The 9,993-nt window shown below is 70.2% G+C and carries 8 protein-coding genes; 5 read left to right on the forward strand and 3 right to left on the reverse strand.

Features of this window, described 5'->3' with window-relative positions:
• Positions 1 to 14 precede the first annotated feature (14 nt).
• The 3 genes from HWX31_RS34445 to HWX31_RS34455 form a co-directional block, all read right to left on the reverse strand.
• Positions 15 to 1,487, reverse strand: coding sequence for an MmgE/PrpD family protein (locus HWX31_RS34445; protein ID WP_174965016.1), 1,473 nt, complete (start codon positions 1,485 to 1,487; stop codon positions 15 to 17).
• A 45-nt stretch (positions 1,488 to 1,532) separates the two neighbouring features.
• Positions 1,533 to 2,615, reverse strand: coding sequence for a porin (locus tag HWX31_RS34450; protein WP_174965015.1), 1,083 nt, complete (start codon positions 2,613 to 2,615; stop codon positions 1,533 to 1,535).
• Between the two features lie 204 nt (positions 2,616 to 2,819).
• Entirely contained in the window at positions 2,820 to 3,722 is a 903-nt protein-coding gene (locus tag HWX31_RS34455; protein ID WP_174965014.1) for an HpcH/HpaI aldolase/citrate lyase family protein, read from the reverse strand.
• A 244-nt stretch (positions 3,723 to 3,966) separates the two neighbouring features.
• Here HWX31_RS34455 and HWX31_RS34460 point away from each other — a divergent pair, with 244 nt between their 5' ends.
• From HWX31_RS34460 to HWX31_RS34480, 5 genes are all read left to right on the forward strand, one after another.
• The gene (locus HWX31_RS34460; RefSeq protein WP_059612380.1) at positions 3,967 to 4,731 is read left to right on the forward strand and encodes an IclR family transcriptional regulator; all 765 of its coding nucleotides are present in this window, start codon (positions 3,967 to 3,969) and stop codon (positions 4,729 to 4,731) included.
• Between the two features lie 77 nt (positions 4,732 to 4,808).
• Entirely contained in the window at positions 4,809 to 6,089 is a 1,281-nt protein-coding gene (locus tag HWX31_RS34465; RefSeq protein ID WP_174965013.1) for a CaiB/BaiF CoA transferase family protein, read from the forward strand.
• A gap of 73 nt (positions 6,090 to 6,162) precedes the next feature.
• On the forward strand, positions 6,163 to 7,182 hold the full coding sequence (locus tag HWX31_RS34470; RefSeq protein ID WP_059610962.1) for a cyclase family protein: 1,020 nt from the start codon (positions 6,163 to 6,165) through the stop codon (positions 7,180 to 7,182).
• A 91-nt stretch (positions 7,183 to 7,273) separates the two neighbouring features.
• Entirely contained in the window at positions 7,274 to 8,725 is a 1,452-nt protein-coding gene (locus HWX31_RS34475; RefSeq protein WP_174965012.1) for an MFS transporter, read from the forward strand.
• 296 nt (positions 8,726 to 9,021) lie between these two features.
• Positions 9,022 to 9,570 carry a hypothetical protein gene (locus HWX31_RS34480; protein ID WP_045564256.1) on the forward strand — a complete coding sequence of 183 codons (549 nt, stop codon included), beginning with the start codon at positions 9,022 to 9,024 and terminating at the stop codon, positions 9,568 to 9,570.
• The last annotated feature ends 423 nt before the right edge of the window (positions 9,571 to 9,993 follow it).

A 9,993-nucleotide genomic window follows, 5' to 3' on the forward strand; every position in this document is an offset into this window, starting at 1 on the left:
TCCGTTCACGCGGGTCAGCCGACGACGAGCAGCGGCGGCAGCGTCGCGACGTCGGGCTGCTCGTCGAGCCGCCACAGGTAATCGAGCGCGGCGCGGATCTGCGTCGGGCTCCAGTGCCGCCGGCAGTTCTTCGTGAACTTCGCCTCGTAGTCGTCGCGCCGCATCGGCCGCGTCGGCGAGCCGGGCAGGTCGTCCACCTGCTTCGTGCAGGTCGTGCCGTCTTCGCACACGGCCGTCACCCGGTTCGGCGCCTGCGCCGGATAGCGGGCGGTCAGCGCCGGGTCCTCGCGCACCGTGACCCGTTCGATCAGCGCGCGCAGCGCCGGATCGTGCAGCGCGTCGTGCCGGTAGCTCTCGGTCGTGATGTCGCCGTCGAGCATCGCGCGCGCGACGATGTACGGCAGGCTGTGATCGGCGGTCTCGTGGGTCGACGGCGCCCATTTTTCGCGATCGCGGCCGGCCGTCACATAGCCGACCTCGGTCGTGTGGACCTCGATGCGCCGGATGCGGCTCAGGTCGCCGATCTGCGCGGCGACGTCGAGCGCGGCCGGAATCGCGGTCTGCGTGAGCCCTTGCGCGGGATAGAACTTCACGAAGCACTTGCCGATCCGGAACGCGCCGCCGCGCCCGCCGAATTCGCGCGTGTCGACGGCGAACGGCCCGGACACCTGCGGAAAGAATCCCGCCATGCCTTCGAAGATCGGCGCGGGGCCGGTCAGCCCGGCGCGCGCGAGCTGCGTCGAGAACACCGCGTTGCGCGCCGCGTCCGCATCGGCGAGCGCCTTCCAGTTCGACAGCTGCTGCACGCGGGTCTGGTTCAGCGCGAGATGGCTGTTGATCGACAGGTTCACCGCCTGCACCAGCTGCGGCGCGGGCATGCGCATCAGCTTGCCGGCGGCGAGCGCGACGGCGGGCAGGCTGTAGCACGTGTGGTCCCAGCCGCGCGGGCTGATCGCGGCGGCGTCCATCAGCCGGCACGCGATCTCGTACGCGATCGCGATCGACAGGATCAGGTCGCGGCCGCTCGCGTGCTGCGCTTCGGCGACGGCGAGGCATGCGGACATGTTGTCGCTCGGATGGCCGGTCTCCTTGCCGGCGTACGCGTCGTTGAAATCGTAGTAGCGCAGCGCGGTGCCGGTCGCGAACGCGGCGAGATCGGGGCTCGTGCGCTGGTTCGTGCCGACGATCGTCGACACGCCGCCCGGCGACGCGAGCGCCGCGTCGCGCGCGATCCGCACGGGACCTTCGTCGTGCGCGGCGATCGCGCAGCCGAGCGCGTCGATCAGGTGCGCCTTGATCGTTTCGATCGTCGCGGCGTCGAGGTCGCGATACTGCAGCCCGGCCGCGTAGTCGGCGAGCTGTTGCGCGAGGTCGGGGCGGCCGGTAGTGGCGCCGGCGGCCGCCGGCAGTGAGCCGGCGCGGGCGCGGGCGAGCGGCAGCGCGAGCGCCGTGCCGGTCAGCGTGGAAAGGAAGTGGCGGCGGTTCATGGTGCGAAGACTCCGAAGGTTCCTGAAACTGGGAGAGAGGCGGGCTCAGAACAGCTTGCGCAGGCCGAGTGCGGCGCCCGCGCTGCTGGCGCGGTCGGCGGCCAGCGTGTAATGGAGGAAGTTGTAGTTGTAGTTGTCGAAATCGAGCGCGGCGCGGCGCGCGTAGCCGCCCGCGAGGTACAGCGTGACGGTCTTCGACAGGAAGTAGTTCAGCTGCAGCGTGACCTGCTGCGGGTTGGCCGGGTGCGGCGCGCTCGTCTGTGCGTTCGGCGGGTTCTGTGCGCGGATGTCCTCGTAATAGAACGCGCCGATCGCCTGCAGGTAAGGGGTGATCGCGTAGCGCACGCCGGCCCACCAGAACGTGTAGCGCGTCACGACCGACGGCGCGGCGACGCCGCTCTGGCCGTGCGTGACGCCGGCCAGCAGCTGCGCGCGGTCGATGGACACGATCGCGGCGGCGGCGTAGCGGCGGAAATGCGCGAAGCCGCCCGGCTGCGGCGTGTTGACGTTGTCGAACGCGGCGGCGAGCGAGAAGACGCCGCCGGCATAGTCGAAGCCGGCGCCGTACGCGGCGTTCGACTGGAACGCGCCGGGCGTGCCGCCGAACGAATAGTGCGTTTCGAGCGTCAGCGCGCCGATCTTCGCGAGGTACTTGGCGACGTTGTTCTCGCGGAAGTTGGGGCCGATGATCGCGCCGGCCGGCTCGTACAGCGTCGAGTACGCGCCCGTCGGCGAATAGTGCTCCATGATGTCGAACAGCGTCGAGTACTGGTGGCCGAGCCGCAGCGCGCCCCAGCGCTCGTGCTGCAGCCCGACCCACGCGGAGCGGTCGAAGCCGCCCGCGCCGGTGCCGGTGCCGTTGTTCAGGTTGATGCCGCTTTCGAGCCGGAACGCGGCCTGCCAGCCGCCGCCGAGTTCTTCGACGCCCTTCAGGCCCCAGCGCGAGCCGCTCTTGCCGCCCGACGCCATCCGCACGAGCGATGCCGACGACTTGTCGCCGGGCGCGGCCTGGTGGGTGAGGAATTCCGTATAGATGTCGGCCACGCCGTACAGCGTGATCGTGCTCTGCGCGCAGGCGCCGGCCGATACGAGGCCCAGTCCGCACAGTGCGGACATCCGCTTGCCCATGGCTTGTCTCCTTCGTGGGTCGTTATTTGTTTGATTGCTGCGCCGCGCCGGTCGAGCGGCGCGGCGGTGCTGCGGGGCGACGCTATCCGAGCCGGACGGCGAACGGGCGGCGTCGCGGCGGGACGCACGCGTGCACCGCGCGACGTGCGCTTGCGCAGGTACATGCGCAGGTACGAAACGCAGCGATGCAGGGCGGCGCGCGCATCACCGGGGCGCGCCGTCGGCGCGCGCCTGCACGGCCGCGTGACGCGCGAGCACACGCTTCGCGCGGGCGACGCCGGGCGCGTCGACCATCCTGCCGTCGACGCGCAGCGCGCCGCGCCCGTTCGCGCGCGCGTCGTCGTAGGCGGCCAGCACCGCGTTCGCGTCGCGCACCGCGTCGTCGTCGGGCCGGAATGCGCGATTGAGCGCGCCGACCTGCAGCGGATGGATGCAGGTCGCGCCCGCGTAGCCGAGCTCCGCGGACGCGCGCGCGATGCGCTCGAACGCGTCGAGATCGCGCAGTTCGTCGAGGCCGCTGATGAGGCCGAGCGGCAGGATGCCGGCGGCGCGCGCGGCGATGATCAGCAGCTGCTTCGGCACGCGCAGCACGTCGGCGCTCGCGCCGCTTTCGCAGTTCAGCGCGAAGTCGCCGCCGCCCAGCATCATCGCGACGACGCGCGGCGACGCCTGCGCGATCCGGTCCATCGCCTGGAACGCGCGCGGCGTTTCGACGATCGCGACGATCCGCGTGCGGCCGGGCGGCGCGCCCGCTTCCTCTTCGAGCGCGGCCAGCAGCTCGTCGATCGCCTCGACGTGCGAGCCGCCGCGCACCTTCGGCAGCACGACGCCGTCCACGCCGGCGCGGACGGCCGCGCGCAGGTCGGGCACCAGCAGGTCGAGCGGGCCGTTGGCGCGCACCAGCACGTCGCGGTCCTGCGCGCGCAGCGTCGGCACGGCGTCGGCCAGCCCGTCGCGGGCGGCCGCCTTGCACGCGGGCGGGACGCTGTCCTCGAGATCGAGGATCAGCGCATCGGCGTCGCTCGCGGCGGCCGACGCGACGAAACGGGGGACGTGGGCGGGGACGTACAGCAGCGAGCGCCAGACGGGTTGGGACGACGGATTCATCAGTGATCTCAAAAAATGAAAGTCACTTTCATTTTTGTGATGGATGACCGCATTCGTCAAGATTATCGTTAACGCCTAGTATCAAGGAACATTGCAGGATGATGAACAAACGAAGCTGCGCGGATTCATGTTGATGTCATCGATGTTCTGCGTATAATGAAAGTGACTTTCATTTTTTCAGATGCCGGCCGCCGCAACGCGGCATCGACGTGGCACGTATCGCCCGGCATCGCACGAGGTGGACATGAGCAAGGTGGAGACAGGTAATCCGGCAGAGGGCGGCGTGGCCGCGGTCAACCGCGCGCTGACCGCGCTGCTGGCGTTCGGCAACGCGCCCGGCGGGCTGATGCTCGCGCAGGTCAGCGAGGAGACGGGGCTCAACATGAGCACGCTGTTGCGGATGTTCGAATCGCTCGAGCAGTTCCGCTTCATCAAGCGCCTGCCGGACGGGCGCTACGTGCTGGGGCCGGCCGTGTTCCAGCTCGGGATGATGTATCGCGAGTCGTTCCAGCTGCGAGAGTACGTGATGCCGATCCTGTCGAAGCTGTCGGCGGAAACCGGCGAGACGGCCGCGTTCTACGTGCGCGAAGGCGACCAGCGCGTGTGCCTGTTCCGCATCCAGGCGCAGCGCTCGGTGCGCACGCACCTGCGCGAGGGCGACCGCTTCCCGCTCGACGTCGGCGCGGCCGGGCGCGTGCTGCTCGCGTTCAGCGGCACGCGCGGCGGCGACTACGAGAAGGCGGCCGAGCAGGGCTACGCGGTGTCGATCGCCGAGCGCGACCCGGAAAGCGCGGCGATCGCGTGCCCGGCGTTCGGCGTCGGCCGCGTGCTGAGCGGCGCGATCTCGCTCGGCGTGCCGCGCTATCGCTTCAACAAGAAGGTATTGGCCGACTACCTGCCGCGCGTGCAGGCGGCCGCCGCCGAGCTGACGCATGCGCTGGGCGGCGATCTGCCCGCCGCGGGCGCGGCGTTCCGCGCGGCCGACCAGCTCGGCGCGCTGCTCGAGTAGCGCCGGCGCGCGGCCGAGCGCGCGCTTTCCCCGCATTTCCGATCGAACGACGCACACACACCAACCAGGAGACAAGCATGTTCGTTCCCGACCCGCAGGCCGCTCACGCGGCCGGCGCGCGCCGTCGCGCGTCCACCGGCCCGATCCATCCGAAACCGTTCGACGCCGGCGCGCAGGGGCCGCTCGCGGGCGTGCGCGTCGTCGACCTGTCGCGCCTGATGGCGGGCAACATGCTGAGCGTGCAGCTCGCCGATTTCGGCGCGGACGTCGTGAAGGTCGAGAACGAGCGTGGCGATACGCTGCGCGCGGTGGGCGCGGGCGGGATCAGCACGAACTGGAAGGTATACGGGCGCAACAAGCGCAGCGTATGCGTCGACCTGCGCGCGCCCGAGGGGATCGACATCGTCCGCCGGCTGGTGCGCGACGCGGACGTGTTCGTCGAGAGCTTCAAGCCCGGCGTCGCCGAGAAGATGGGGCTCGGCCCGGACGACCTGCTCGCGATCCGGCCGGAGCTGGTGATCGCGCGGATCTCCGGCTGGGGGCAGACGGGGCCGTACCGCCACAAGCCGGGCTTCGGCACGCTCGCGGAAGGGTATGCGGGGTTCGCGGCGATCAACGGCTTCGCCGATCGCGAGCCGGTGCTGCCGCCGATGTTCCTCGGCGACATGACGGCCGGGCTGTCCGGCGCGATCGCCGTGCTGGTCGCGCTGCATGCGCGCGACGCGCACGGCGCGGCGGGGCAGGTGATCGACGTGTCGCTGTTCGAGCCGCTGCTGTCCATCCTCGGCCCGGCCGCCGCGAACTACGTGATGACCGGCGAGATCAAGGCGCGCACCGGCAGCCGCTCGTCGAACACCGCGCCGCGCAACGCGTATCGCACCCGCGACGGCAAGTGGCTGTGCCTGTCGAGCTCGACGCAGGCGATGGCCGAGCGGCTGTTCCGCGCGATCGGCCGCGCGGACCTGATCGACGATCCGCGCTACGCGACCAACGTGCAGCGCGTGCAGCACGCGGAGGCGCTCGATGCGATCGTCGGCGAATTCATCGCCGCACGCGATCTCGACGCCAATCTCGCGTTCTTCGAGGATGCGGGCGTGACGGTCGGGCCGATCCAGGACATTGCGCAGATCGTTCAGGATCACTACGTGATCGAGCGCGAGGCGCTCGTCGAGCTGCCGGACGACGACGTCGGCAGCCTGCCGATGCACAACATCACGCCGCGCCTGTCGGCCACGCCCGGCACGTTCCGCCGGCCGGCGCCCGCGCTCGGCGAGAACAATCGCGAGATCCTGCTGCCGCTGCTCGGCGAGCGCGAATACGAGCGGCTCGCCGGGCTGGGCGTGATCCGCGCGCGGTAGGCGCGACGCGCGACCTGCGACGCGGCCGCGAAGGACGGCCGCCGTGTCCTGGACATTGCATGGAGGAGACACCATGAAGCCACGCTGGACCCATCGGCCGCCCGGCTCGAACTGGGGGGATTTCGGCCCGGACGATCAGAAAGGGCGCTTGAACTGGCTGACGGCCGACGCGGTGCTGCGCGGCGTCGCGGAGGTGCGCGAAGGCCGCGTGTTCTCGCTGAGCCTGCCGCTCGACGTGCCGCGCGGCGGCGGGCTGAACGCGCGGCGCCGGCCGCCGGCGATCATGCCGGCGCTGCTCGGCGACCGGCCGTACTTCGGCTATCGGGCGGACGAACAGGTTGCCAACGCAACCGACGTGGTCTGCGACGATTCGTTCTGCATGCACTCGCAGTTCTCGACGCAATGGGACGCGCTGTCGCACGTCGGCTCGCTGTTCGATCCGGCGGGCGACGGCGAGCGGGCCCGCGTGTTCTACAACGGCTACCGGATGGACGAGCACATCCAGGTGCCCGAAGCGGGCGCGCCGCGCGGCGGCGCGCGCGCGCTCGGCATCGAGGTGATGGCGCAAACCGGCGTGCAGGGGCGCGGCGTGCTGGTCGACCTGCGCCGCCACTTCGGCGACGAGCGGCGCAAGATCGGTTACGCGGAATGGATGGCGGTGCTGCGCGCGGACGACGTGATCGTCGAGCGCGGCGACATCGTGTGCGTGCATACGGGCTTCGCCGATCGCCTGCTCGACGCCGACGCGCGCGGCGAGCCCGGCGCGCCGGACGTATGCTGCGTGCTCGACGGCGACGATCCGCGCCTGCTCGAATGGATCGACGCATCGGGGCTCGCCGCGCTCGCGGCGGACAATCACGCGGTCGAGGAGCGCCCGCGCGATGCGCGGGCGCGCGAGCGGCCCGGCGCGCTGATGCCGCTGCACGAGCTGTGCCTGTTCAAGCTCGGCATTCATCTCGGCGAGCTGTGGCACCTGACGCCGCTCGCCGACTGGCTGCGCGCGCACCGGCGCAACCGCTTCCTGCTGACCGCGCCGCCGCTGCATCTGCGCGGGCTCGTCGGGTCGCCGGTCAATCCGGTCGCCACCGTATGAACGCCGGCGCCGCGCGCACCCCGCGCCGGCGCCGGGTCTGCCGCTTCGCCGCTTCGCGCAGGCCGCGCGGGCGGATCATCGAGGAGTCGCCATGTCCCATTCCCATGCGGCGTCGATTGCCGCGCGCATCGACCGCCTGCCCGCGACGGCCAGCATCTGGATGCTCGTGCTGTTCCTGAGCGTCGGCGGGTTTTTCGAGGTCTACGACCTGTTCCAGATGACCTACCTGCCGCCGGGGCTGATCCGCGACGGCATCTTTCACGCGGGCTCGCACGGCGTGCTCGGCATGTCGGACCAGGGCGCGCTCGGCGCGGCGACGTTCGCCGGGCTGTTCGTCGGCGAGATGTTCGTGTCGCGCCTCGCGGACCGCTTCGGGCGGCGCGCGCTGTTTACCGGCGCGCTGCTGCTCTATACGGCGGCGAGCCTTGCGATGTGCTTGCAGACGCATGCGCTCGGCATACTCGTGTGCCGCTTCATCGCGGGCTGCGGCATCGGCGCGGAGCTGATCACGATCGGCGCGTTCCTGACCGAGCTGGTGCCGAAGGCGGTGCGCGGCCGCGCGTTCGCCGTGTGCTTCGCGGTCGGCTATCTCGCGATGCCGGTGCTCGCGCTCGTGTCGTGGCTGTGGGTGCCGCGCGATCCGCTCGGCATTTCAGGGTGGCGCTGGGTCGTGCTGCTCGGCGGCAGCGGCGCGGTCGTCGTCTGGTGGCTGCAGTCGCGCTTGCCGGAGTCGCCGCGCTGGCTCGCCCGCACCGGCCGCGAGGCCGAGGCCGAAGCCGTGCTGCAGCGGCTCGAACAGGCGGTCGAGCGGGAATCCGGCCGGCCGCTTCCGGCGGTCCGGCTGCCGACCGTCGCGGCGCAACCCGCGCAGCGCGCGCCGTCGATGTGGGATGCGCGGCATCGCGGCCGTACGACGATGCTGATCGCATTCAATGCATTCCTGAGCATCGGCTTCTTCGGCTTCAGCCAGTGGCTGCCGACGCTGCTCGCCGCGCAGGGCGCGAGCGTCACGAAGAGCCTCTGGTATGCGTTCGTGATCGCGTTCGCGTATCCGGTGTCGCCGTTCGTCGCCGGCCTGCTCGCCGACCGGATCGAGCGCAAATGGCTGATCGTCGCGTCGGCGTTCGGTGTCGCGTTGTTCGGCACCGCGTTCGCGATGTCGGCGCAGGCGCCGTTCGTGATCGCGTTCGGCCTGCTCGTCACGTTGTCCAACACGGTGCTCGCGAGCAACGGCACGGCGTATCAATCGGAAGTGTTTCCGACCGAGATCCGCGGGCGCGCGCTCGGCTTCGTGCATTCGATCGGCCGCCTGACGGGAATCGCGAGCAGTTTCATCGTCGCGCTGCTGCTCGAACGCGCCGGGGTGTCCGCGGTGTTCGTGCTGATCGGCGGCAGCATGCTGATCGTGATGCTGTCGATCGGCGCGTTCGGGCCGCGGACCAACAACCGGGCGCTCGACGAGATTTCGGACGGCGGCACGGATGCGGCGGCGGGCGAGGCCGAGGATGCGCGGCTGGACGTGCTGCCGACGCGGCGGTCGTGAGTGGTGGAGGCTGCGCGGGCCGTTCGTCTCGGGTGCCCGCGCAGTCTCGCGACAGGATTCAGCGGCCGGCCGTGGACTCGCTGCCAGCGCGTGCGACCGGCGGCATGAACCTGACGACTGTTAAACACTGTGAGCCATTCGTTAGCATTTGCAACGTGAGTAACAGGTTGGCGAAATCCGCTCGCAGCGCCGTCGAGGCCCGCTACAGTAGCTCCCACCTGCCGCATGGTGCGGCGAGGAACGTGACGGTCCGCACGTATGCGGCCGCATCAACGATGTCCTTGGGGAGAAGAAACATGAACAAGCTTCGTACGGTTCTGCTCGGCGCTGCGCTGACGGCAATGGCTACCTCGGCTGCTTTCGCACAGACGGCCCAGACGGGCGCGCAGGGTTCGGCTGGTGCCGGCCTGCAGGTGCAGACGCCGGTGCTCGGCGTCGGCGCGAACGCGCAGGCAGGCGCCGGCGCGAACGCAGCGGGTTCGGGCGCGGGCAACCTCGTCGGCGGCGCGCTCAACGGCGTCGGCAAGACCGTCGGCGGCGTCGGCGAAGCGGCCGGCGATACGGTCAAAGGCGCGGTCGGCGGCGCGACCCACGCAGTGGGTTCGGCAGCCGGCTCGGCGAAGGACGCCGCCACGTCGGCCGCGCATTCGGCGAAGGCGCACGTGAAGCATGTCGCGGGCTCGGCGAAGCATCATGCGGAAGGCGCGATGACGACGGCGGGCGACGTCGCGGGCAACGCGAAGGCGAAGGCCGGCGAAGCGCTCGACAGCGCGGCGACCGCGGCGCAAGGCGGCGCATCGGTCGGTGTGAAGGGCTCGGTTTCGGCGCAGGGCACCGCGCAGTAATCGGCTTCGGCTCGACACGGCCCGGTTCTGCTTCGATGCAGGGCCGGGCCGTTTTGCTTTGTGAGAGGTGCGTTGGGGCGTGAATGCGTGTAGTGCGCATCGCGCATCGGAAGCGACGGCGCTTCACGTACGAAATTCAGGATGCCTTTCGGCTGCCGAATGTGGTCGAGCTTCCATAACCTCGACCTCTCCGAACTCCTTTTCTCATCGAAGTTCGCCAGTTGCTTGCGCAAACGACAGACGGTTCTTTCTGTACGCGCTTCCAGGTACAAGAAAGGCGCTTGTACTAAACAACCGCCGCAGGTTTTCGCGGTCCCACGCGAGTTCGTTCACGAACATTGTTGCGGACCGTTGCCGTTTGCTGGACGTGCGTTCGGCCATCCGTTATCCATTCAGCTTCCGCAAAAAAATCGAATGCTGAGA

The sequence above is a fragment of the Burkholderia ubonensis genome (genome assembly GCF_902833085.1).
GTDB lineage: Bacteria > Pseudomonadota > Gammaproteobacteria > Burkholderiales > Burkholderiaceae > Burkholderia > Burkholderia ubonensis.

Bases quoted from the DNA above. Each gene is read 5' to 3' on its own strand.
- HWX31_RS34445 (WP_174965016.1), bottom strand. From the start codon at position 1,487: ATGAACCGCCGCCACTTCCTTTCCACGCTGACCGGCACGGCGCTCGCG.
- HWX31_RS34450 (WP_174965015.1), bottom strand. From the start codon at position 2,615: ATGGGCAAGCGGATGTCCGCACTGTGCGGACTGGGCCTCGTATCGGCC.
- HWX31_RS34455 (WP_174965014.1), bottom strand. From the start codon at position 3,722: ATGAATCCGTCGTCCCAACCCGTCTGGCGCTCGCTGCTGTACGTCCCC.
- HWX31_RS34460 (WP_059612380.1), top strand. From the start codon at position 3,967: ATGAGCAAGGTGGAGACAGGTAATCCGGCAGAGGGCGGCGTGGCCGCG.
- HWX31_RS34465 (WP_174965013.1), top strand. From the start codon at position 4,809: ATGTTCGTTCCCGACCCGCAGGCCGCTCACGCGGCCGGCGCGCGCCGT.
- HWX31_RS34470 (WP_059610962.1), top strand. From the start codon at position 6,163: ATGAAGCCACGCTGGACCCATCGGCCGCCCGGCTCGAACTGGGGGGAT.
- HWX31_RS34475 (WP_174965012.1), top strand. From the start codon at position 7,274: ATGTCCCATTCCCATGCGGCGTCGATTGCCGCGCGCATCGACCGCCTG.
- HWX31_RS34480 (WP_045564256.1), top strand. From the start codon at position 9,022: ATGAACAAGCTTCGTACGGTTCTGCTCGGCGCTGCGCTGACGGCAATG.